The following is a 22,256-nucleotide window of genomic DNA, read 5'->3' as shown; positions in this document are numbered from 1 at the left end:
ATAGGAGGTGCGAGCATGGGGCTAAGTTTCACTAAAAGAATTGAGCTTGTCAGCATTGAAGAATCATCCGGGCCGGAAGCGCATGGCTCACAGGAAGTATTATTTTCTAAGGCTTGGGCTGATATTAAGACGATGAAGGGATCAGAGGTGCAAAGCCTGGGCTTGTCTGGGCATGAACTCACTTCAAGATTTATCATCCGATATATGCAAGGGGTCGAGCCGGATATGCAGATTAAATATAAAGGAAATACCTATGATATCCACAGTATTGTGAATGATGATGAGAGAAACCGCACAATTACAATGATAGGTAAGGCAATATCGTAAAAGTGCAAAAAGTAACCGCGTAGGAAGCCTGTAGAGCAACAATAACGGTTGTCCATGACATATTTATCATGGAGTTGTTAAAATGACTCTATGGGCTTTATTTTGCGTTCTATTGGGTATATAGCTATTAGAGCAGATACTTAAAGGAAAAGCTACACACATTTCAGGACTACTTAAATAAATTATAAAAAAAGCTTGACAGAGATTCTAAGCGTTTTTTTAATATAACCACTATAGGTAGTTTTTTGAGGTTGTTTATAACTTCAAAACACAATATGTAGTGGTTTGAAAAAAATAAAAGGTGATAAAGGCAATATGTTATAATAATTATATAGTGATTGAGCTCGTGCGGATACGTCCCACGGGCATTTTTTTATATAAGGGAGAAAAATATGACTGTCGTGGAAAAAATTTACCAAGATTATCATGAGAGAATAGAAACCTTAAAAAACAGAAATATGACTATTAATACAAGGTCATCAAAGCATAGAGATGTTATTAAGAATTTCAATTATTATAATGTGATAAATGGTTATAAAGACTTATTCCTAGTTAATAACAGTAGTACTGAAAAGTTTAAAACCGGAACAACTCCTAATGAGTTGTTTGCGTTATATAAATTTGACGAAAGACTTAGAATTATTGTGTTAGAATTTCTACTACCTATAGAAGAAAGATTAAAACATAACATCACGCAGTCCTTCTATGAATATCATTTAAAAAGACAAGATCTTAGTGAAGAGAAAAAGAAGAGGTTACATAGAGAAACACTTTATTTGCGAAAGGAGTTCTACGAATGTAAGGACTCTCAAGGGAATAATGATAATAGAAAAGATTTTACATATCAAAAGTTTAATAAAATTGCTAATGACCAAATAAACTATCAATATTATAAAGGAAATGAATCCATAAAAAAGTATAAAGACGAACATCAATATATACCTATGTGGGTGTTATTCAATATATTGATGTTTGGAAACATGAGTAAACTGTTCACAATTTTACCTCAAGAAGTTAAAAAAGATGTTATGAGGAGAATGGGGCTTTCATGGGGCTTTCAATTAGAAACTCAAACAATAGAACAATTTGAGTATACTTTGGAAATTTTAACATTAGCTAGGAATAGATCTGCACACAATGAAAGACTATATAATTTTAAACATAATATGCCTTTAAAAGACAGGTATTTATCTTTTAAAGATGCTCTCCCTAGTGTAAATGATACTGTTTCTTATCCGAATAGATCTGAAATGAAGTTCAGCATATTTTCTATTTTATTCCTTATTGCTCATTTTTCAAGTAAAGGTGATAATAAAAGAATGGTTAAATATTTATCCAAAGAGGTAAAAAAACTAGCGAAAGAATTACATGTTATTAATGAAAAGGACGTCTTAAGATTCATGAATATGAATCACGACTGGGAAACAGCTCTATTAAGTATTAAATAGTTATTCAATAGGTGAATAATGATTGAATAAAATTAATGGACATCGAATAAATGAAGCATTAACAATAAATAACATATAATATTGTGCATGTTTTGTTCATGACATCCTTTGTAAATAGTGAATTATAGTTCAGCGAGAATAATAAAAACCCCATTCAAATGGGGTTTTTATTTTGTAACTCACTTCATTTTGTCATCAATTATATTTGCAGGATATACCTGATAGTTAATACAGTTAACCATTATATCAAAATGCGTAACGTTTATGAAGTCAATTGTATGCAATGATTGTTATATAATTGTGACACACATGGCTAAATTGCTTATAAACTGTTAAAATTTAATAATTAATGAATATTTAAAGGACGGTGGATTATGGATCGTAAAAAAGCATTAGTCGTTTTTTCGGGCGGCCAGGATTCGACGACCTGTATGTTTTATGCCATGGAAAACTATGACGAAGTCGAGCTCGTCACTTTTATGTACGGCCAGAGGCATGCGTTGGAAATAGATGTCGCCAAACAGATCGCAAAAGAGAATGACTTGAAGCATCATGTTCTGGATATGAATCTGTTGTCCCAGCTCAGTCCGAATGCGCTGACTTCGCACGATATGGAAATAGAGGACGATGATAAAGGCATTCCAAATACATTTGTCCCGGCGAGAAATATGCTATTTCTGTCATTTGCCACTGCACTTGCCTACCAGATTAAAGCGGGCACGATTATGACGGGTGTCTGCCAGACGGATTTCAGCGGTTATCCGGACTGCCGGGATATATTCGTCAAGTCGATGAATATTACCGCGAATCTCGCGATGGACGAGGACTTTATTATAGAAACGCCTTTGATGTGGCTTGATAAAAAGGAAACATGGGCATTGGCGGATGAACTGGGCCGGCTGGACTATGTCAGGGAAAATACGCTGACTTGCTATGAAGGGGTCATCGGCGACGGCTGCGGAGCATGTCCAGCTTGTGAGTTAAGAAATAAAGGTCTCGATGAATATTTGAATGAAAGAGGGGATAACGATGATGTATCCGATACCGAGTCATGAGTATGAGTACGAACTGAATAAGGATCTGAATTTTTCAGCAGCACATTTCATCCCGGATAAAAGAGCGGGAAAGTGTGAAAGGGTTCATGGCCATACATACCATGTGAATATCACAATCGCAGGCGATACACTGGATGAACTCGGTTTTCTGGTGAACTTTTCTGCACTGAAAAACCTCATCATGGAAGCGTTCGATCACAGGCTGCTGAATGAGCATGAGGCATTCAGTGAAATACCGCCGACCTCTGAAACACTGGCGAAAGTGATTTATGAAATGGTGGACAAATATATAAAAGAAGAACAGGAAAATGAGCTGAAATGTCTGCAGATCATCCTGAAGGAAACACCGACAAGTTACGTTGTTTACAGACCGAAGGAGAAAGATAAATAATGAAAATACCTGTATTGGAAATCTTCGGCCCGACATTTCAGGGTGAAGGTGCCGTCATCGGCCAGAAGACGATGTTCGTCAGAACTGCCGGATGTGACTATCAGTGCAGCTGGTGCGATTCCAAGTTTACATGGGACGGCAGTCAGAAGGAGAATATCCGTATGATGTCTGCAGAGGATATATTCGAATCACTCGATGCACTGGCTGAAAACAATTATAATCATGTGACGATTTCCGGCGGTAATCCGCTGCTGCTTAAAAATCTCCAGGCATTCGTCAAAGAGGCGAAGGAAAAAGGGGTTCAGCTTGCGGTTGAGACTCAAGGGTCAATGTATCAGGACTGGCTGCAGCTGATCGACGATGTCACAATCAGTCCGAAGCCCCCGAGTTCAGGAATGAAGACCGATTATGGCAGGCTCGAGCATATATTCACCAAACTCGATGAAAGTGACACGTCATATAACTTGAAAGTGGTCATTTTTGACGAAGATGATTTCGAGTATGCCGCAGATATGCATAAGAGATACCCGGATAAAGCCTTTTATCTGCAGGTCGGTAATCCGTATCTCGATGATGAAAATGTCGACAATCACACAGAAAAACTGCTCAGTCGTTATGAACAGCTCGTTGATATGACGATGAACGACAGCCGCATGAACAACGTCAGAGTGCTGCCGCAGCTGCACACACTGTTGTGGAGCAACAAGCAGGGCGTCTAGCCCGCGCCATTGTCATTTGGATAATGGATATAGTACAATATCAGAGCAGATAAAAAAAGAGGTTCTTAGCTCCTAACCCTCTATAAAAAACTAAGACACACATAAAAGTCATGTGCCTTAGAAGAGGACATGACTTTTTTTATTTTAAAAAAGGCGGGATAATATGTCAGGTGAAAATATTGAGGATTTAACATTGCTGGGCAATCAGGAGGTCAAATACAGTTTTGATTACGACCCTGAGGTTCTGGAGACATTTGATAATAAATTTCCGGGACGGGATTATTTTGTGAAATTTAACTGTCCTGAATTTACGACGCTCTGTCCGATTACAAATCAGCCGGACTTTGCGACGATTTATATTTCGTATATACCGGATGTTAAGATGGTGGAATCGAAATCGCTGAAGCTTTATTTATTCAGCTACAGAAATCATGGAGGCTTTCATGAGTCGAGCGTCAATATGATGATGGATGATCTGATCGAGCTGATGGATCCGCGTTATATAGAAGTGTGGGGCAAGTTCACGCCGAGGGGCGGCATTTCGATTGATCCGTACTGCAATTACGGCCGTCCGGGGACCAAGTATGAAGAGATGGCGGATAAAAGGCTGATGGAGCATGATATGTATCCGGAAACGATAAATAACAGATAAATAAAAGTGCTTAAAGCCGGAGCTTTAAGCACTTTTCCCTTTTCCCATCCCAAAAACTATTATTCAGCAGCTGTTTTACTGCTTTTATTGTACGTGATTAATTTGTATAAATGATATATGGCTCCGTATAATACCAGCAATGGTATGCTGATGACGATGAGGAAAAAGAACAGCCCCACGAATTCACCGAATCCCAAGTTGACAAACATGCCGCCGGTATTCCCTTCCACCAAAGGCGGCAGGAAGGCAAAGTAAAATAAAAGGCCGAGAACCGCCAACGAAAATAAATAAAATATCATATTTGAGATGTGATAAGGGATTGTATCTTTGTCAAATTTAAACATTTTACAAGTCCCCTCTACTATAATAGATAATTACATTATACAATAGGATTATTAAAAATAATAGACGGATTGATATAAAATATTATAAAACAACATGGAGTGATGAATATGTTTTTAAGAGAGGCGACAGAACAGGACCTGCCGGGTATTTTAAAGATCAAAGAAAGAGTGGTGCCAATCATGCAGGCGGCAGGCAATTCACAATGGTCGGATAAATATCCTGATGAAGAAAAATTCACTGCAGACCTTGAAGAGGCGTCTTTGTATGTATATGAGGAAGGTGCGGTTATAAAAGGATTTGCTGTGGTGGATAATAAACACCCGTATCCTTATGACGATATTCCGTGGGAGCTGACGAGGGCTGACTCCAGAGCGCTTCACAGAATGGCTGTAGATCCTGATTTTCAGGGACAGGGCATAGCGTCCAGAATGATGGAGGAGATTGAAGCAAGGTTGATTGAAGCGGGAATTAAAGGCATTCATACCGATACATCACTTGAAAATAAAAAGATGCAGTATCAGTTTGAGAAAAACGGTTATGAATTTAAAGGTCAGCTGAACCTGGACGAAAATCTTGATGACTGGTATGTCGCCTATGAAAAAGTGTTCGGAATGTAAAGTGGAAAAAGTTACGAAAACCTTTTCATAAATGCATGAATTTTTATTTATTTTTAAACTGTATAATGTATAATCGACTTAAGCTCTAATAAGGGGGAGAAATTTTGAAGTTAATAATCAGGCTTATTGCAGGCATTTTAGTGGGAATCACGGTTGGTTCTCTGTACTATGCTTTCGGCGGAACATTTTTTGAATTTTTATCACGGTTATTCATTACTGGTGAGGCGATTTTAGGATCGGTCATATTCTTTACCATTCCTTTCATCATTTTGTTCTTTATCGCTTCGGGTATTTCAAGAATCACAGGCGGTTCAGGAAGAGTAGTAGGTGTAACTCTGGGGGTCGCATACATATCGACTATCGGTGCAGGTTTACTTGCATACTTCGCTGCTATTCTGATCATGCCACGAATTACAGACGGTGGATCGGTACCTGAAGAAGGTACAGAACTGACTCCATTTTTTGAATTTGATATTCCGCCGATAATGGACATTTTATCAGCGCTTGTCCTTGCATTTGCGATTGGTATTGTCATTACAGTGACCAAGACAGATACGATGAAGAAATGGGTGGATGACGGTAAAGTCATCACTGAATATGTTATTGAAAAAGTCATCATCAACATTTTACCGTTCTACATCGCAGGTGTCTTTGCGGGGATGGCAGCGACAGGCACAGTGTTCGATACATTGGCAGTGTTCGGTGTCGTATTAATCGTTGCAATTCTGTTGCACTGGGTATGGATTACTATCCAGTATACAGTGGCAGGACTTGTGATCGGTAAAAATCCATTTGTGATGATTAAAACCATGCTGCCGGCTTATGTGACAGCGCTTGGAACGATGAGCAGTGCAGCAACGATTCCGGTGACATTGAAAAGGGTTAAAGAAAATGGTATTCGAAACCGGATTGCAGACTTCGTAGTGCCACTGTGTGCGAACATACACCTGTCAGGCAGTACGATTACAATAATCAGCTGTTCAATTGCCGTAATGACAGTATTGCCGGAATACACAATGCCGGGATTCTTTGAAATATTGGGTACTATTCTGCTTTTAGGTATTGTAATGATTGCGGCTCCTGGTGTGCCGGGCGGTGCGATCATGGCAGCAAGTGGTGTACTGATGGCCAACCTGGGATTCAATGAAGCGGCAGTTGCATTCATGATTGCACTTTACATGGCTCAGGACAGCTTCGGTACTGCAGCAAATATTACCGGTGACGGTGCCATAGCAGCTATCGTGGATAAATATGAACAAAAAATAAATAAAGCATAGACCTTGAAAAGCTTAAGATTATTCTTAAGCTTTTTCTTTTGGTTTGCCCGGCATGGGTGTACACTAACGGGTGAAAGTCCCGAGAGCGACCGGTAGCGGTAAGCACATAGTCGAAAGCAAGGGTGTCTGTGGCGACATAGAATCTGAAGGAAGCTCGAGGCAAACCTCTGGTCCGACGCATAGAAACCATATAAGAGGCGGTGCATGGGGATAAGGCTGCCAAAGAAGTCAAAGTCCGATAGCTATGGAATACCATGTGACGTAAATATGGCGGATGTATGGAGGGAAAGCGTACATACCTTAACCGGGGAGGTCTCACTGGTCTGCACCAAACCTTTGTAGTGATACGAAACTGGACAGTGAGAAGTCAGCCGAAGCCGTAGTAGCGAAGAGTGCTGGTGAAAGCCAGAAGGAGCGAAGGGCTGAACAATTTTATCGTTATTGAATACTGGATTGGAAGCGGAAAGAGACCACTGGCATCATGCGTTAAAGTGGATACCGACTTCACGAGAGAGAAAGGAAATAACACACATGAACACACAGACGACAATGCATCGTATTTTGGAGAGAGACAACCTCAATGCAGCATTCAAACAAGTCAAACGCAATAAAGGCGCTGCCGGCGTTGACGGGATGACAACGGATGAACTGGGGGCCTACATGAATGAAAATAAGACAGAGATACTCCAACAAATCCGAAACAGAAAGTATCATCCGGACCCGGTGTTACGGGTAGAGATACCGAAACCAAACGGCGGTGTCCGCTTACTGGGGATACCGACAGTCAAAGACCGCTTGATTCAACAAGCCATCGCCCAAGTATTGACACCAATATTCGACCGACAATTCAGCGAATACAGTTACGGCTTCAGACCCAAGCGATATGCAGAAATGGCTATCATCCAGGCACTGGAGTATCTGAATGACGGATATGACTGGATAGTGGACATTGACTTGGAACGTTTCTTCGATACGGTCAATCATGACCGGCTGATGAACCTGGTTGCGCGCACGGTGGATGACGGAGACGTCATTTCCCTGATCCGCAAGTTTTTGGTCAGTGGTGTCCAGGTGGACACGGCATATAAGGAAACCATTATCGGTACACCACAGGGTGGGAACCTATCGCCGTTACTGAGTAACATCATGTTGAATGCGCTGGATAAGGAACTCGAATCCCGGGGCCTGCGTTTTGTTCGATATGCCGATGACTGTATCATCATGGTTAAAAGCGAAATGGCGGCGAATCGAGTGCTTCGGTCAGTGACACAATTCATAGAGGAGACACTCGGTCTGACTGTCAATACGACAAAGTCAAAAGTGACCCGCTCTTATGACCCAGCCATGAAATTTCTAGGCTTTGGTTTCTTTAGAGACCCTCAAGCCAAGCAGTACAAAGCGAAACCGCACCGGACATCATTAGAAAGTTTCAAGTACAAATTGAAACAACTCACACGCAGAAATTGGGGTGTCAATACCGGGTACCGGGTGACTCGGATTAACCAAGTGATTCGAGGCTGGGTCAACTACTTTAAGATTGGTGCGATGAAAAAGGCGTTGAAGCGCATTGATTCCCACCTTAGACTCCGTCTGAGGGCATGTATCTGGGTTAAATGGAAAACGGCGAGAAATCGCCGGAAGAATCTCATCAAACTCGGCATGAACAAATACAATGCTTACAAATACAGTCACACCAGTAAAGGTATTACCCGGACTGCCTATTCCTGGATATTAACGACCACCATCACGAACAAGCGATTAAGCCAATTCGGCCTAATCGCTTGTTCGGAACATTATAGTAAAGTGCATGTGTAGTATAAAGTTGAACCGCCGTATACGGAACCGTACGTACGGTGGTGTGAGAGGACGCGAATTTAATTATTCTCTCCTACTCGATTTTTTAACTGAGTTGTTTTGAAATACTTATGTCCGTAATTCAGTTATAATGGTATATGTATTTATCTTTCGGAGAAAGTGGTTTTCATGAGTAGATTATTGTTTGTTGTTGTCTTTATTTGCTTTTTGGATTTATTTATAGAATTACCGATTATTACACCGTTCGCATTTTCCCTTGGGGCATCAGAATACATCGCGGGTGTAATCGTCGCTACATACTCATTTTTCAACCTGATCGGTAACGTTTCAGGCGGCTACCTGTCTGACAAAATCGGCCGGAGAAATATTCTGATGACAGGTATGGCTGTGAATATCGTTGCTTTAATGACCTACTCTCTTATAGATTCGGTGGAGGCATTACTGTTTCTGCGGGTTATCCACGGCTTTTCAGCTGGTATGCTGACGCCGGTCGCATTCAGTCTGGTCGCTGACTTGTCGAGACGTGAAGCAATAGGGCGCTCGATGGCCCTGACCGGCATATCAATCGGTTCCGCAGCGGTACTCGGTCCGGCTATGGGCGGTATCATTTCAAGTCTCGCGACTTATCAGACTGTCTATTTTGTACTTGGTTGTATATATATCGTTGGAATACTGCTTGTCATATTTACGATTAAAGAAAGTATGAGCAAAGAAGAGAGAACGTTCCACAATGTGACCAGTTACCGAAAATTATTATCACGCCCGTCACTGATCATCGCTTATATTTCATCATTTACATTGATGGTGGCAAATGGTTCACTCGCATTCGGTCTACCGATTAAAGTGAACCTGATAGGGCTTGAGGACCACATAACAGGCATGCTGCTCTCGGTCTTCGGCTTAACGGCAATTATTGTTTTTGCGACCCGGATCAATGTAATCTACAGTAAAATAAAATCCATGAAGCTGGTGATATTAGGCATATTCATCGTCAGTATGGCAATGGTGCTGCTGCATTTTGCACCGAGTCAATCAGTGGTTTTAGTAGTGATGATCATTTACGGCGCAGGCTTTGCCCTGATATTCCCGTCGATGAATAAAATCATCGCAGAGAATACAGAGATATATGAACGCGGAAAAGCCAACGGCATCTTTTACGCCTTTTTTTCAATAGGCTCGGTCTTCGGTTCATATTCTTCAGGTATATTTACGACATACTTTGATATACCGTTTGTGTTTATCGGTATTATTTTAATGGTAATGTTAATTATTATCGTCACGATGCAAGGGAGATATGCAGCAGAAGGCTGATGCAGGAAAGGATGGTTTTTTGAAGAATGTTTTGTTGATGGGCATAAGTGGAAGGATAGGTAAGAACCTGTACAGAGAACTGAAGTCGGAATACAATCTGTTCGCCTTCTCAAGCCCGAACCAGGAAGACGATGATTTGGATATCACTTTTTTAAAGAAGGATCTGTTCATCCTCCCTGAAGTGGAAGAGGCACTGGAAGACGTTGATATTGTTATATTTTTTGAAGATCCGATTATGAGGCTGAACCGTATGACGCAGGGAAAGTTTTATGATATTTATTCACTGATTGCAGATAATATTGCACGGGCATCACAATTGAATGGTGTTGAGCAGATAATATATGTTGCGGATGAAATCAGCTCAGGGGAAACGGTCAAGATTCTGGGTGCTTACGGCACGCCTGTCGAGGTGACGGAAACACCGGTCAAAAGATACGGCAAGAACTTATCTTATAAGGCATCTGATTACAACAATGTGAGAAGCATTCAAAAAGCGCCCCTGCCTGAAGGCTGGTCGGTCAAAAAGGCGGCCAATTATTATTTTGAGTGGCTGAATGAAATTTTATATAATGTGGTCAATGTGGTCGCTGAAAACGGGCAGTATAAAATTTATGTCACGAAGCTGGACCAGCCGGTCCTTGTTGCAACTTATGATGCAGAGGAAAGTGTCGATGATATAGAGATCTTTCAGATTACAGGCGGCATGCTGTCAAAAAAACAGCCGAATAAAATTGCGAGACTTGAATTTCGAAGGCTCGGCAATAAAGAAGCGTTCATTATGGCACTGCATGATTTCGAACCGAACCTGCCATGGGGGATATATGTATTTACACAGGCGCCGCTCCATGCCCTGGTCAATCGAATATATCAGGTTGAAATGATCATCAGCCGTCATGAATACAGAGAATAGGAAAATGAGCGCATTTACTTATATGTAAATGCGCTCATTTTATATATTAATGAATGAAATTGTGGTTTGCTGCCTGAGAAGCACTCAGTGTTCTGTGACCTTTAACACCAACGCCGGTGCCAAAGTTCATTTCTGAAATCAGGATGGATCCATCCGGGTTGATTCTTTCAACAACACCGACATGGCCCATGCCCCATGAATTATTCGTCCAAGCGTGCGCCTGAATGATTGCACCTACTGAAGGGCTGTTGTTTACACTGTAGCCTGCTGATCTTGCCTGACCTGCCCAGTTGCTTGCATTGCCCCAGCCGTTGCCGACAGGTTTGCCAAGCTGCTTACGGCGTTCGAATGCATACCATGTGCAGTCTCCCCAGTAGTACCAGTTAGTTCCCCATGATGTCGCGCTGCTTGGGGCAGGTGCGTTGTAGCTTGAACTTGAACTGTTTGAGCTTGACGCACTTGAGCTGTTATCAGAAGCTGAAGAAGTATTTGAACTTGAGCTTGTGCTCGATGTGTTGCTTGAAGAAGCGCTTGAGCTCAGCTTCAAAGTCTGTCCAGGGTGAATGATATGCCCTGAAATATTGTTGATGCTCATTAATGTTCTGTAGTTCATTCCGTTGGCACGTGCGATACTGCTTAAAGTATCACCGGATTTTACCGTGTACGAACCGGCGGTTGAAGTGTTTGAACTTGAAGAGCTTGATGAACTTGATGTTGCTGAGCTTGAAGAGCTGCTGCTTGAACTGCTTGAAGCAGAGCTGTCAGAGCTTGATGAACCAGAAACTTTCAGGTTCTGATTTACAAGAATCAGATCAGATGATAAGTTGTTCCAGGATTTTATTTGAGAAACTGAAACGTTGTTCTTTTGAGCGATGGACCATAGTGTGTCTCCGCCTTTCACAGTATGTGAAGATGCTTCTGCGTCCTGCGCAAATGCATATGTAGATATTGCAGCTGTTGCTGTCAACGCTGTGATTACCTTTTTCATGAAATGTTATCCTCCATAGTATAGTAATTATATATATATGTATGACTGATATGTATGTTTTATGTATGCATATTGAGCACAGACTAATAATATCAAAATTTATCTCGAATATGAGCGATGTAACCGAATTGTAATATAATTTAAATATTAGAGCGGTTTTTGTCATAATTGAAATATATTGTTATATAATTACACAAAATGCATGAACATGATCACGGAGGGTATGTGAATTTATAGAATTTTTTAGGAGTTGAAGGAAAATGATAAAAGACCATGGGAGAGTTTGGCTTTATTTCTTATATTACTGGGTGATATTTGGTATCGGCACATACTTCGGGCAATTTATACCTGAAGAATGGCGACCGACATTATCAATGTCAATGTTTGCTATTATCATGATTTCTTTCTTTGTACGAGGGTTTAACAGATCAGGTCCGATACTGAGTCATATTTATGCCATTTTAATCGGGCTGGTGTCATTCGGGACGTTTGAAGGCTTTATCAATCAATTCGATGCGACAACCTTCTATCAGATAGTCATGATCGGCATCTCCGTCTTTATATTTTTTGGTATTATCGGTTATTTCTATTTGAAGGATATATCTTCATGGGGAAAATATTTGTTCATGGCATTGCTGATTTTAATATTTTCATCGTTGTTAAACTTCTTTATCCAGCTGGACTGGCTGTCTTTTGCAATTACAATCGTCGGTCTGCTGTTGTATCTCGGGTTCACTATGTATGACTTCAACAGGATGAAAAACAATAAATATAGGAATCCGCGTGTCATGGGTTTTAATTTATTCATAGATTTAATCATCCTGATCAAACGCATACTTCAGTTATATCGCCGCTTTGGCAATAAACGATGAATGATGTTATATTGTATGAGAATTTTTGTAGAGAGAAGATGAGATTATGGGCAGAAAATGGAATAATATTAAGGAAAAGAAAGCGCAGAAGGATCAGAATACGAGCCGTATCTATGCAAAGTTCGGTCGTGAAATATATGTCGCGGCCCGTAAAGGTGAGCCGGAGCCTGAATCCAATCAGGCTTTAAAGGCGGTACTGGACCGTGCAAAAACGTATTCGGTACCAAAGCATATTGTCGATAAAGCCATTGAAAAAGCCAAAGGCGGGGATGATGAAACATTTGATGAACTCCGTTATGAAGGTTTCGGGCCGAACGGCTCCATGATTATTGTAGATGCTCTGACGAATAACGTGAACAGGACAGCATCAGACGTCAGAGCCGCTTTCGGTAAAAATGGCGGCAATATGGGTGTGAGCGGTGCTGTCAGCTATATGTTCGATGCTGTTTCGGTATTTGTTTTTAAGGACTTCGACAGTGAAGAGGTGCTTGTTGATTTAATGGAGAACGATGTGGATGTCAACGATGTCACGACAGAAAATGATTTTACAGTCGTCTACGGCGACCCGCAAAGTTTCCATGAAATAAAAAGTGCACTGGATGAAATGGGTGTCAATGAATATGAAGTTGCCGAGCAGTCCATGCTGGCTCAGAACGAAGTGGCGCTGGAAAGTGACGACCATGAACAGTTTGAAGAGCTGATTGATGCCCTCGATGACCTGGAGGACGTGTCAAACGTATATCATAACGTCAATCTGGAATCATAAAACTACCAGTCAGTATAGTAACATGATAACTTAATATCAAAGACGATGGTTAAGGGGGATTATCATGGATTTTGGATATGAAGGAAAAGCAGTTGTCATTACAGGATCGAGCAAGGGAATCGGCAGACAAACCGCAGAAGAGATGTTGAAGCTGGGAGCTAAAGTGATGCTTGTTGCAAGAGGTGAAGAAGCTCTGAGCGCAGCACAAAAAGCGCTCAGCATCCACGGAGAAGTGGAATACATCGTTCAGGACGTGACTGAAGCGGATGCCGGCGAAAATATCATCAATGCTGTCATTGATAAATTCGGCCGTCTGGATATATTGGTTAATAACGCCGGCGGTGCGTTCGCAGAAAGCTTTGAAGATATCGAATTAACCGACTGGGAAGGCGACCTCAATCTGAAATTGATGTCAGCTGTAAAAATGTCCAAAGCCGCGCTGCCGCACCTGAAAGAAAACGGCGGAGCAATATTGAATTTGACAGCTGTTGCCGGGAAAGCACCGGAAGCATCTACACTGCCCACAGCAGTTTCAAGAAGTGCCGGACTGTCGATGACCAAGGCGATGAGCAAAGATTTAGGGCAGTATAATGTACGTGTTAACGCAGTGTGTATCGGTCTGATCCACAGTGATCAGATTGAGAAAATGTGGCAGAAGGAAGCGCCGGAACTGACATGGCAAGAGTTTGCGACGACAGGTCATGATGATATTCCCCTCGGAAGAATCGGTGAAACGAAAGAAGCGGCGAACGTAATTACGTTTTTATGTTCAGACCTTGCTTCATATATCACCGGTGTTGCAGTCAATATTGACGGCGGAGTAAGTCCGGTACTTTAAATTGAGTTGAATGAGCTGGCCCCTGGGTTAATGATTATTAACCCAGGGGCTTTTTGTCGTGATAGAGGCGCTCTCGTGCCATGGTTTTAAAACGACGGCAAGGAAGCAGGGTTCTCGTGCCATGGCATTCAAACGATGGCACAGCAGCGGTGTTTTCCCGACATGGCGCAAAAAAACGATGTCGGGAGCCGGCTCAATAATTCATTATTGTAATTATACTGTACTAACTGTATTATTATAATTAATACAGTTGGAGCGGAGGGATAATCATGTTTGATGTCGATTTTCGAAGTCGTGTGCCTATCTATGAACAGCTCGTAGATAATATTAAAATGATGATTATTCAAAAAGTCCTTAAAAAGGATGAAAAATTGCCATCGGTCAGAAAGATGGCACAGGAGATTACGATTAATCCGAATACGATTCAAAAAGCTTACCGTGAGCTTGAGAATGAAGGGTATATTTATTCCGTACCGGGAAAGGGCAGTTTTGTCAGTGATACTAAATACACAGTCAGTAGTCAGAAAGTGGAGTTACTGGCGGAAGAATTGGAAGGGATTGTTAAAGAACTTATCTATCTTGGGGTATCCGTCAAAAGAATAAATTCAATGGTGGAAGAAGTTGAAACTGGAATGAAGGAGGATGGCAGTAAATGAAGATAAGCGTAAGAAATATTGATAAATCTTTTGGTGGGAAAAAAGCCATCAACAAAGTGAATCTTGATATTACACCGGGGATGCTGCACGGGCTGCTCGGTTCTAATGGTGCAGGTAAAACAACATTCATGAAAACGTTGATGGGAATTTACAGACCTGACAACGGTGAAGTGCTTTTTGGTGAAAAAAGTGTTTATGAAAATCCTGAAATTAAATCAGGGGTCATATTCATACAGGATATACCTTTCTTTTTTGCATCAGCGACGCTGAATAAGATGGCTGAATTTTACCGTGGTATCTACCCCCGATGGTCGGAAAAAAGATTCAAACAGCTTGTTCGGCATTTCAAGCTGAATCCGACTCAAAAGTTAAATTCGCTTTCGAAAGGAATGAGGCGTCAGGCATCATTTATTCTTGCCATTTCTTCACGTCCGAAAGTGATGCTTCTTGATGAGCCGTTTGACGGTCTGGATCCAATTATCCGTCAGCAGGTTAAAAATCTTATTCTTCAGGATATTGCGAGTCATGATATGACAGTGATTGCTTCCAGCCATAACTTGAGGGAGATGGAAGATATATGTGATTCCGTTTCAATTTTGCACCATGGAGAGCTGTTGTTTAACAGAAATTTATCAGAGATAAAAGGCTCTCATTGCAAGCTTCAGATTGCATTTGACAAACTGCCTGAGGCTGAATTTTTTGACGATATCGGTGCCGTTCATAAAACTGTGAAAGGCCGTATTATTACCTGCATCATCAAAGGTGACATATTTGATGTGGAAAAGAAGGTTACAAAATACAATCCTCTGATGTACGATATTCTGCCGCTTACTTTAGAAGAAATATTCACTTATGAAATGGGGGAAAAAGGTTATGAAATCTCTAACATCATTGTGGAATAGTACTTTGGTACGCCATTTTATAGGTCAGACATTCTGGATTGCAGTGTTATATACAGTGATTTCCCTGGTGACGCTGCCGCTCAGCCTGTGGCTTGTTTCATCTAACATGGGAAGCATGGATAATATTACAAACTTTGAAAATAATGATATCGCACAGACATTGATGCAGGTGAATTTATTTTTTAGTATTGTTTTTGCTGTGACATTGGCGATTTTTACAATGAATTTTAAAAATAATGAAAGCCTGTCGGATTTTATGCACAGTCTGCCCGTAAAAAGAGCATCGGTTTTATCATCGGTATATATCGTGGGTGTTTTACTTATCATCGTACCCACTTTGTTAATATTAATCATTCTGCTGTTCGAAAGGTATATTCTGGTGTTCGATCTATCTTTCGTCGATCTTCTGCTATGGGCGGCCTATACAGTGATTACAATGATCATCACTTATATATTTACCGTGTTTGCCGGTTTTTTCACGAATAAACTTTTTATCCATATCCAGCTGATTGTAATGTTATTTTTCCTGCCGCTTGCGATGTGGGGGGCGATGGTTACAACAGCGAGCATGGTTTATGACGGCATTGCTGTCTACAGCGGTATGAGAGGTTTTGACCTGTTATCACCGGTGGTCAACAACACATTTCCAATATTTGCGGTATCACAGAGTTTCGATCATTTTTCTATGATGAAATCGATGATATGGATAGCAATCGCTTTAATAATTGCGGCAACATCATACTTTTTGTATATGAAGCGGAGAAATGAGTATGTGAATTCCAACTTCACTTATACTTCTGTGAGATATGTCCTCTCAGTCGTTATTACAATTCTCGGTATGCTGATATTAGGGAGTGTACTTGGATATATATTGTCCGGTAATGATGTGGTGAAAGTCATTTCATTTGTTCTCGGTTGGCTCGGTTCATATATCATTGTAGAAATGCTTTTTCAAAGTACAGCTAAAATCGATATAAAACCGAAATCGATGATAATATCTGCAATAGGCGCTGTCGTATTCATGGGAGTATTTTATGCAGGGTGGAATTCGTATACTTCATACGTTCCAGAAAGTGAAGATGTTGAATCGGTCATAGTATATTCTTCCGATGCGGGAGCAACTTATACTAATTATGAAGGACATGAAATCATGAATGAAGATTATATGACAAACGATGATCCAAACTATATCAGTGATACCATCAAGGCACACGAGTATGCAGCAGAGAGCGATATGGCTGAGGTGGAACCCGGGTATTACCGTGTGTTCGAAGTGTCTTACAGAATGAATGACGGCAGGGAGATACACCGTTCATTCAATCATTATCCAGATAGTGATGAAGCATTGCAGACTTTGAACCAGCTGGACTCAGTAAAAAATCTGAGAGTGACGGATCTCATACTCAATATCGAGAAGCATGACTGGATGACAAGCATCATGATGAGTTCCTCTAACGGTGAGTCTGTGTATATCAGCGGTGAAGATGAGATGAACCGATTTACCAATGAATATAAGAGTGCATTTCAAAGCTCTGCAGATGGCAGGTTGGATCTGGTAGATATGTCCTCAGAAAATTCATTCAACTTTGAAATCGAGTATCAGAAAAATGACAGCCAAAAGGAGTACATTTATGGTAATGGCAACCTGTATAACCCTGCTGTCATCGAAGCAATATCAGAAAAGATGCCGCTCAGTGAATTTCTTGCAGTAGATGAAGCGGAAGAAATTTATGAATATCAGGTAGTGAATCCGGATGTCTTCTATGATGATTTCAAAAACTCATCGATGAGAGAATTAAACAGCAAGTATAATTTTAAAGTATTGGATGAGGATGGAAAAGAAGATATGAAAGAAGAGATAGATAACGGTAATCTTAATAAGGACAGTGGCAGAGTCATCATGTTCAATAATCCATACTATTACCCTGCTGACAGCAATGACAATCCATCGGCCCAGTCTACGCATTCCATCATTGGCATCGAATAACATACAAAAGAGATACGATATTTATTGATTTGAAGTGAAGCCCAAGCGTTGAATATTGGATTTCAACTTTAGGGATGCACCTTGATTAGGCGTATCTCTTTTATTTTATACAAACCATGTCACAAGCCATGGCGTAATGATTGATACTACAAGTGCACTGTTCACCATTGCGACTGTGCTGATGGAGCCGGTGAGCTGACTTTCCTTCATCACTTCTGCAGTGCCGATTGCATGGGCGGCGCTGCCCATACCGAGGCCGCGGCCGAGTTCTGAGCGTATGCCGAACAACTTGAATATAAATTGATGAACAATGACGCCGCCGATACCTGCAATGACGACCATGATTGCCGACAGTGAAGTGATACCGCCAAGTGTTTCTGTAATCACAACCGCAACAGGTGTTGTAACGGATTTGGCCGAGATGGCATATAAAATCTCTTCAGAGAAGCCTGCCCAATAAGTCAAAGTGAGACCGGATATGACACCGGCAAATGCACCTGCAACCGTGCCGAGCAACAGAGGCGCTGCAAGTTTCACCAATGTCTTCCGCTGTATATAAAGCGGATAAGCTAGTGCCACAACAGCCGGTCCGAGAAGCTCGTTAATCCATTCGCCGCCGATCATGTAATGTTCATAGGACGCTCCAAAGAGTAACAGAACAGTAATTATAAATATCATCGACAGCAGAACGGGCAATGTGAATGGATGCGGCCATTTTCTATGTATTCGGAGCGCGAGTAGGTACATCACAATTGTCAAAGCAATGGTCGAGAAACCGATAAGCACATTCATTGTAGTCACTTCTCCCCCCGTTTAAATAATTCGCCAATCAGTCCAGAGGCTACCATTACAAGAATCGTACTGAATAGAACGATGATAAGTAAAAGAAAACCTTTGCCCGCAAAAATCTTATAATATACCATCAGTCCGATAAAAGCCGGGATAAAGAAGAAAGGCAGATATTTCACCATGAATCCGGCACCTTCTTCTATCCACTCCACCTTCAACATTCTCGTGAAAAGCAGAATGATGAGCAGAATCATGCCGATGACACTGCCCGGTATCAGCAGGTTGAAAGTGTCGGTAATCCATTCACCAATCCGGTATAAAACATATAATATTCCGATTTGAAAGACTATCTTCAATAACTTGCTCATTTGAATTCACCTCTGGTCATCTATTATGTATATTACATGATTAATGCTGCAGAAAGAATGATAAAGTGAATCGAGATTCAATTGCGTATCCCTTCACTTTTCTTTTACTAATTATGTATAATGTAAAGAAGGAGATGAGAGCCATGAAAATGAAGTATTTGGATAAACGCGGATGGCGCCGTTTATTGAAGTCTACATATGATGAAAAACTGACTTATTTCAATGATGAGAAATTTTTAGTCAGTCTCATTGACATGAAAGAAATACGTTCACCTCTCGTCGTTCCGGTCGTTAACAAGGAAGTAAAAGTCGTCGATACAGATTTTAAATGGATGCAGATTCTGCCTGAAGACAGGGAATACAGTATTACCGTGATGTATAATGAAAAGTGGGAGAAACTGCAGTACTATTTTGATGTCAATACAAAACATTATCTGGAGCTCGGCAATGCAAGAAGAAAAGATATTTATCTCGATGTGCTCGCACTTCCAGATGGCAAGTATGAGCTGGTGGATGAAAAAGATATACATCGTGCACTGAAAAATAAAAAGATTACAGAAGAGGATAAAGATAAAGCTTATAATGTAGCGCATCATATTATGTCAGAAATTGATAAAAACTTTTCACAGTTTGAAACGCTGGCGGATTACTGTCTGAAAACAGTAAGGAAATAATGGCTGTAAAACTGCATACATAAAAAGGCAGACCAATAGGTCTGCCTTTCAATTTGAGCCGCTGAAAATTTATCAGCTTGAAGTGAAGTCGCCGCCGTTTACGTGGAGTACTTCACCTGTCATATAGCTTGAATCGTGTGCCGCGAGGAATACATAACTCGGACCGAGCTCACTCGGCTGGCCGCGTCGTCCCATCGGTTTATCTTCACCGTGTTCTTTGACACCTTCTGCATCAAAAGTAGCTGGTATCAGCGGTGTATAGATAGGCCCGGGCGCAACAGCATTGACCCGTATCTTTTCAGGCGCAAGATTTTGTGCAAGAGATCTTGTAAATGAAGTGATTGCGCCTTTTGTTGAAGAATAATCTATGAAAACCGGTGAACCTTTAAATGCAGTGACACTCGTGGAATTAATAATAGTGTCTCCGGCTTCCAAATGAGGATAAACTTCCTGTGTCAGCAGTATCATGCTGATGATGTTCGTTTCAAATGTTTCTCTCAAGTTTTCTTCTGTGATGCTGAGAAAGTCTTTTTTAGGGAATTGAACACCTGCATCATTGACCAGGATGTTTATTGTTCCGAAATATCCCACGATATCATTGACCGTATCTTTCCTGACTTCCGACTCATTGATATTACCGCTGTACAGTCTGCATCTTACATTTTCTTTTTCAATGAGAGCTTTGGTATACTCAGCATCTTTTGTTTCTTCTTCGAGGTGCAATATCGCAACATCTGCGCCTTCTTTTGCAAAGTGTACTGCAACTGAACGGCCGATACCTGAATCACCGCCGGTAATTAAAGCTATTTTGCCGCGTAACTTTTCACTGCCTTTATAATCGTCGTCGATAATAATCGGTTTTGGGTCCATATCTTTTTCAATGCCTGGCTGCCGTTTCTGAGTATATCCTTCGACCTGTTCGTCGACCTTTTCATAATCCTTCTCATTATTCATAAATATACCTCCCTGCGTAAATGTTATTTACATATACCCTCAATTTGAAGTGTTATTCAATTGCGATAAAGTATGATAAGATTTTCTTATAGATGAAAGAAAAGGTGATTCAATGAAAGTTGATGATTATAAATTACTGGTCACACTCAATGAAGCAAAAACATTGAGACAGGCCGCTGAAAGACTGTTTATATCCCAGCCGGCAGTCAGTCAAAGGCTGAAATCGATAGAAGAAGAGTGGGGTGTTGATATATTCATCCGCACCAAGCGTGAATTGTTTGTCACGGGTCCAGGTGAACGAATTATCAGCCATGCCCATAAAGTAGTGGAGAACGAAACATTGTTGAAAGAATATCTTGTTTCTCATGAAGGTGCCGTGGAGGGGAATTTAAATATCGGTGTTTCCTCTTTAATAGGGAGTACGATGTTAGCAAGAGTGCTTAGAGAATATACAGCATTATATCCTGATGTTAATGTTAACATTCAAGTCGGCTCTTCCCCTCAAATATCAAATGATGCAGCGGATTATCATATATCTATCACCCGGGGGAGGCAAATATTAAACAAAGAAAATGAAGTTTTATTTACAGACAGACATTATTTCGTGGCGCCTAAAAGTCTGGCCGGCCAGGACGATGCTCCGGTTATTGAATTCTTTTCAGAACCGATTTATATCCGCCTGATTGAGAAGTACTTCGAGGAGAGGTTCAATAAAAAGTATGAACCCCAGTTCAGTGTCGATCAGATTGCTACGTGCCGGGCACTCCTTCTGGAAGGGGTCGGTGTGACGGTACTGCCGGAAATCGTCGTCAAAGATTTTGATGCCGGACTGTTTAATATCGAAGAAGCGCTTGTAGATGATGAACCTATTACAAGGGATACTTATATTTCATATGATAAAAATGTGGTTGAACTGCCTCAGGTCAAAGCTTTTATTACCGTAGTGAGAAGTTATATTAAAAACTTTGAAATGTAAGCGGAATGAGTCGCTGCCGCTTGCAAATATTTCTGAAATGTTGTTAGGATTAGTTACTGGTTAAAGTACGTATATTGAAGTAAAAAGGAGTCTTTTGATGGAGATTTTATGGTGGATACTGATAATAGTCAGTTTTATCCTCGGTTTTGTCGGTGTGATAGCGCCGGTCATTCCTTCAGTAGTGATGTTCTGGGTCGGATTTTTGATTTATCACTTTTTAGTCAACAGTGATACGCTGACCTGGATGTTCTGGATGGTCGCAGCAGTTCTGACACTGCTTGTTTTTCTCAGCGATTTTATGGCGAACAGCTATTTTGTTAAAAAGTACGGTGGATCTAAAAAGAGTGAAGTTGCAGCAATCATCGGTGTGGTCGCAGGTATGTTCATCTACCCGCCGTTCGGGGTCATATTTGTGCCTTTCGTCTTTGTTCTGGCACTGGAATTTATTACAACGAGAGACATTAATGCAGCTTTCAGGGCAGCCCTCGGTTCACTGCTTGCATTTTTCGCAAGCTCGGCATTCAACCTGGTGATATATGTACTGCTGATCATCTGGTTTTTATTGGATGCATTTCTATTTTAAAAGAAAAGGTGATGACAAAATGTTATTTTGTCATCA

The 22,256-nt window shown here is 41.0% G+C and carries 25 protein-coding genes and 1 riboswitch; of the genes, 20 read left to right on the top strand and 5 right to left on the bottom strand.

Going from position 1 to position 22,256, the window contains the following annotated elements:
• The first annotated feature begins 15 nt into the window (after positions 1–15).
• From BO48_RS06285 to queF, 6 genes are all read left to right on the top strand, one after another.
• On the top strand, positions 16–327 hold the full coding sequence (locus BO48_RS06285) for a phage head closure protein (protein ID WP_496366567.1): 312 nt from the start codon (positions 16–18) through the stop codon (positions 325–327).
• A gap of 392 nt (positions 328–719) precedes the next feature.
• Positions 720–1,775, top strand: coding sequence for an Abi family protein (locus tag BO48_RS06280; RefSeq protein WP_496366566.1), 1,056 nt, complete (start codon positions 720–722; stop codon positions 1,773–1,775).
• Positions 1,776–2,149: 374 nt separating this feature from the next.
• Positions 2,150–2,830, top strand: coding sequence for a 7-cyano-7-deazaguanine synthase QueC (queC, locus tag BO48_RS06275; protein ID WP_496366565.1), 681 nt, complete (start codon positions 2,150–2,152; stop codon positions 2,828–2,830).
• A complete protein-coding gene (gene queD / locus BO48_RS06270; protein ID WP_496366633.1) occupies positions 2,808–3,221 on the top strand; it encodes a 6-carboxytetrahydropterin synthase QueD in 414 nt (137 codons plus the stop codon). The genes queC and queD overlap by 23 nt, the downstream gene beginning before the upstream one ends.
• Positions 3,218–3,940, top strand: coding sequence for a 7-carboxy-7-deazaguanine synthase QueE (queE, locus tag BO48_RS06265; protein ID WP_496366632.1), 723 nt, complete (start codon positions 3,218–3,220; stop codon positions 3,938–3,940). The genes queD and queE overlap by 4 nt, the downstream gene beginning before the upstream one ends.
• Positions 3,941–3,992: 52 nt before the next feature.
• Positions 3,993–4,040: riboswitch (PreQ1 riboswitch) on the top strand.
• A 63-nt stretch (positions 4,041–4,103) separates the two neighbouring features.
• On the top strand, positions 4,104–4,592 hold the full coding sequence (gene queF / locus BO48_RS06260; protein ID WP_496366564.1) for a preQ(1) synthase: 489 nt from the start codon (positions 4,104–4,106) through the stop codon (positions 4,590–4,592).
• 59 nt (positions 4,593–4,651) lie between these two features.
• Here queF and BO48_RS06255 read toward each other — a convergent pair whose 3' ends face one another.
• Positions 4,652–4,936 carry a hypothetical protein gene (locus tag BO48_RS06255; protein ID WP_496366563.1) on the bottom strand — a complete coding sequence of 95 codons (285 nt, stop codon included), beginning with the start codon at positions 4,934–4,936 and terminating at the stop codon, positions 4,652–4,654.
• Positions 4,937–5,044: 108 nt separating this feature from the next.
• Between BO48_RS06255 and BO48_RS06250 the strand changes: the two genes are divergently transcribed.
• The 5 genes from BO48_RS06250 to BO48_RS06230 all read left to right on the top strand — a co-directional run bounded on the left by BO48_RS06250 (position 5,045) and on the right by BO48_RS06230 (position 10,867).
• The gene (locus tag BO48_RS06250; protein WP_496366562.1) at positions 5,045–5,554 is read left to right on the top strand and encodes a GNAT family N-acetyltransferase; all 510 of its coding nucleotides are present in this window, start codon (positions 5,045–5,047) and stop codon (positions 5,552–5,554) included.
• A 104-nt stretch (positions 5,555–5,658) separates the two neighbouring features.
• The gene (locus BO48_RS06245; protein WP_496366561.1) at positions 5,659–6,831 is read left to right on the top strand and encodes a dicarboxylate/amino acid:cation symporter; all 1,173 of its coding nucleotides are present in this window, start codon (positions 5,659–5,661) and stop codon (positions 6,829–6,831) included.
• Positions 6,832–7,272: 441 nt separating this feature from the next.
• Positions 7,273–8,646, top strand: coding sequence for a group II intron reverse transcriptase/maturase (gene ltrA, locus BO48_RS06240; protein WP_496366560.1), 1,374 nt, complete (start codon positions 7,273–7,275; stop codon positions 8,644–8,646).
• Positions 8,647–8,814: 168 nt separating this feature from the next.
• The gene (locus BO48_RS06235; protein ID WP_496366559.1) at positions 8,815–9,957 is read left to right on the top strand and encodes an MFS transporter; all 1,143 of its coding nucleotides are present in this window, start codon (positions 8,815–8,817) and stop codon (positions 9,955–9,957) included.
• Complete coding sequence (locus tag BO48_RS06230) at positions 9,941–10,867, top strand: NAD-dependent epimerase/dehydratase family protein (RefSeq protein ID WP_496366558.1); 927 nt, start codon at positions 9,941–9,943, stop codon at positions 10,865–10,867. Before BO48_RS06235 ends, BO48_RS06230 begins: the two co-directional genes overlap by 17 nt.
• 46 nt (positions 10,868–10,913) lie before the next feature.
• On the opposite strand, the gene BO48_RS06225 is transcribed toward BO48_RS06230, so the two are convergent.
• Complete coding sequence (locus tag BO48_RS06225) at positions 10,914–11,855, bottom strand: LysM peptidoglycan-binding domain-containing protein (protein ID WP_496366557.1); 942 nt, start codon at positions 11,853–11,855, stop codon at positions 10,914–10,916.
• A 260-nt stretch (positions 11,856–12,115) separates the two neighbouring features.
• On the opposite strand from BO48_RS06225, the gene BO48_RS06220 reads away from it, so the two are divergent.
• The 6 genes from BO48_RS06220 to BO48_RS06195 all read left to right on the top strand — a co-directional run bounded on the left by BO48_RS06220 (position 12,116) and on the right by BO48_RS06195 (position 17,876).
• Positions 12,116–12,727, top strand: coding sequence for a Bax inhibitor-1/YccA family protein (locus BO48_RS06220; RefSeq protein WP_496366556.1), 612 nt, complete (start codon positions 12,116–12,118; stop codon positions 12,725–12,727).
• Between the two features lie 46 nt (positions 12,728–12,773).
• Positions 12,774–13,493, top strand: coding sequence for a YebC/PmpR family DNA-binding transcriptional regulator (locus BO48_RS06215; RefSeq protein ID WP_496366555.1), 720 nt, complete (start codon positions 12,774–12,776; stop codon positions 13,491–13,493).
• A 64-nt stretch (positions 13,494–13,557) separates the two neighbouring features.
• Positions 13,558–14,331, top strand: a complete 774-nt coding sequence (locus BO48_RS06210) for an SDR family NAD(P)-dependent oxidoreductase (RefSeq protein WP_496366554.1) — start codon at positions 13,558–13,560, stop codon at positions 14,329–14,331.
• A 269-nt stretch (positions 14,332–14,600) separates the two neighbouring features.
• The gene (locus BO48_RS06205; RefSeq protein ID WP_496366553.1) at positions 14,601–14,987 is read left to right on the top strand and encodes a GntR family transcriptional regulator; all 387 of its coding nucleotides are present in this window, start codon (positions 14,601–14,603) and stop codon (positions 14,985–14,987) included.
• Entirely contained in the window at positions 14,984–15,889 is a 906-nt protein-coding gene (locus BO48_RS06200; RefSeq protein WP_496366552.1) for an ABC transporter ATP-binding protein, read from the top strand. The genes BO48_RS06205 and BO48_RS06200 overlap by 4 nt, the downstream gene beginning before the upstream one ends.
• Entirely contained in the window at positions 15,861–17,876 is a 2,016-nt protein-coding gene (locus tag BO48_RS06195; protein WP_496366551.1) for a hypothetical protein, read from the top strand. The genes BO48_RS06200 and BO48_RS06195 overlap by 29 nt, the downstream gene beginning before the upstream one ends.
• Positions 17,877–17,981: 105 nt before the next feature.
• Here BO48_RS06195 and BO48_RS06190 read toward each other — a convergent pair whose 3' ends face one another.
• Positions 17,982–18,668, bottom strand: a complete 687-nt coding sequence (locus tag BO48_RS06190) for an LrgB family protein (RefSeq protein WP_496366631.1) — start codon at positions 18,666–18,668, stop codon at positions 17,982–17,984.
• Positions 18,669–18,673: 5 nt separating this feature from the next.
• Positions 18,674–19,033 carry a CidA/LrgA family protein gene (locus tag BO48_RS06185; RefSeq protein WP_496366550.1) on the bottom strand — a complete coding sequence of 120 codons (360 nt, stop codon included), beginning with the start codon at positions 19,031–19,033 and terminating at the stop codon, positions 18,674–18,676.
• Positions 19,034–19,176: 143 nt separating this feature from the next.
• Here BO48_RS06185 and BO48_RS06180 point away from each other — a divergent pair, with 143 nt between their 5' ends.
• Positions 19,177–19,707, top strand: coding sequence for a ribonuclease FAU-1 family protein (locus BO48_RS06180; protein ID WP_496366549.1), 531 nt, complete (start codon positions 19,177–19,179; stop codon positions 19,705–19,707).
• A gap of 72 nt (positions 19,708–19,779) precedes the next feature.
• Here BO48_RS06180 and BO48_RS06175 read toward each other — a convergent pair whose 3' ends face one another.
• A complete protein-coding gene (locus tag BO48_RS06175; RefSeq protein WP_496366548.1) occupies positions 19,780–20,661 on the bottom strand; it encodes an SDR family oxidoreductase in 882 nt (293 codons plus the stop codon).
• 112 nt (positions 20,662–20,773) lie between these two features.
• Here BO48_RS06175 and BO48_RS06170 point away from each other — a divergent pair, with 112 nt between their 5' ends.
• Positions 20,774–21,637, top strand: a complete 864-nt coding sequence (locus BO48_RS06170) for a LysR family transcriptional regulator (RefSeq protein ID WP_496366547.1) — start codon at positions 20,774–20,776, stop codon at positions 21,635–21,637.
• 97 nt (positions 21,638–21,734) lie between these two features.
• Complete coding sequence (locus BO48_RS06165) at positions 21,735–22,220, top strand: DUF456 domain-containing protein (protein WP_496366546.1); 486 nt, start codon at positions 21,735–21,737, stop codon at positions 22,218–22,220.
• Positions 22,221–22,256 lie beyond the last annotated feature (36 nt).

The sequence above is a fragment of the Lacicoccus kunmingensis DSM 17847 genome, assembly GCF_059568765.1.
Note: the sequence above shows the minus strand (reverse complement) of the source record. Positions and strands in the feature narration are given on the sequence as shown.

What these genes read in the sequence shown, in the direction of transcription:
- BO48_RS06285 (WP_496366567.1), top strand. Translation starts at nt 16, where the DNA reads ATGGGGCTAAGTTTCACTAAAAGAATTGAGCTTGTCAGCATTGAAGAA.
- BO48_RS06280 (WP_496366566.1), top strand. Translation starts at nt 720, where the DNA reads ATGACTGTCGTGGAAAAAATTTACCAAGATTATCATGAGAGAATAGAA.
- queC (WP_496366565.1), top strand. Translation starts at nt 2,150, where the DNA reads ATGGATCGTAAAAAAGCATTAGTCGTTTTTTCGGGCGGCCAGGATTCG.
- queD (WP_496366633.1), top strand. Translation starts at nt 2,808, where the DNA reads ATGTATCCGATACCGAGTCATGAGTATGAGTACGAACTGAATAAGGAT.
- queF (WP_496366564.1), top strand. Translation starts at nt 4,104, where the DNA reads ATGTCAGGTGAAAATATTGAGGATTTAACATTGCTGGGCAATCAGGAG.
- BO48_RS06255 (WP_496366563.1), bottom strand. Translation starts at nt 4,936, where the DNA reads ATGTTTAAATTTGACAAAGATACAATCCCTTATCACATCTCAAATATG.
- BO48_RS06250 (WP_496366562.1), top strand. Translation starts at nt 5,045, where the DNA reads ATGTTTTTAAGAGAGGCGACAGAACAGGACCTGCCGGGTATTTTAAAG.
- BO48_RS06235 (WP_496366559.1), top strand. Translation starts at nt 8,815, where the DNA reads ATGAGTAGATTATTGTTTGTTGTTGTCTTTATTTGCTTTTTGGATTTA.
- BO48_RS06230 (WP_496366558.1), top strand. Translation starts at nt 9,941, where the DNA reads ATGCAGCAGAAGGCTGATGCAGGAAAGGATGGTTTTTTGAAGAATGTT.
- BO48_RS06225 (WP_496366557.1), bottom strand. Translation starts at nt 11,855, where the DNA reads ATGAAAAAGGTAATCACAGCGTTGACAGCAACAGCTGCAATATCTACA.
- BO48_RS06220 (WP_496366556.1), top strand. Translation starts at nt 12,116, where the DNA reads ATGATAAAAGACCATGGGAGAGTTTGGCTTTATTTCTTATATTACTGG.
- BO48_RS06215 (WP_496366555.1), top strand. Translation starts at nt 12,774, where the DNA reads ATGGGCAGAAAATGGAATAATATTAAGGAAAAGAAAGCGCAGAAGGAT.
- BO48_RS06210 (WP_496366554.1), top strand. Translation starts at nt 13,558, where the DNA reads ATGGATTTTGGATATGAAGGAAAAGCAGTTGTCATTACAGGATCGAGC.
- BO48_RS06205 (WP_496366553.1), top strand. Translation starts at nt 14,601, where the DNA reads ATGTTTGATGTCGATTTTCGAAGTCGTGTGCCTATCTATGAACAGCTC.
- BO48_RS06200 (WP_496366552.1), top strand. Translation starts at nt 14,984, where the DNA reads ATGAAGATAAGCGTAAGAAATATTGATAAATCTTTTGGTGGGAAAAAA.
- BO48_RS06195 (WP_496366551.1), top strand. Translation starts at nt 15,861, where the DNA reads ATGAAATCTCTAACATCATTGTGGAATAGTACTTTGGTACGCCATTTT.
- BO48_RS06190 (WP_496366631.1), bottom strand. Translation starts at nt 18,668, where the DNA reads ATGAATGTGCTTATCGGTTTCTCGACCATTGCTTTGACAATTGTGATG.
- BO48_RS06185 (WP_496366550.1), bottom strand. Translation starts at nt 19,033, where the DNA reads ATGAGCAAGTTATTGAAGATAGTCTTTCAAATCGGAATATTATATGTT.
- BO48_RS06180 (WP_496366549.1), top strand. Translation starts at nt 19,177, where the DNA reads ATGAAAATGAAGTATTTGGATAAACGCGGATGGCGCCGTTTATTGAAG.
- BO48_RS06175 (WP_496366548.1), bottom strand. Translation starts at nt 20,661, where the DNA reads ATGAATAATGAGAAGGATTATGAAAAGGTCGACGAACAGGTCGAAGGA.
- BO48_RS06170 (WP_496366547.1), top strand. Translation starts at nt 20,774, where the DNA reads ATGAAAGTTGATGATTATAAATTACTGGTCACACTCAATGAAGCAAAA.
- BO48_RS06165 (WP_496366546.1), top strand. Translation starts at nt 21,735, where the DNA reads ATGGAGATTTTATGGTGGATACTGATAATAGTCAGTTTTATCCTCGGT.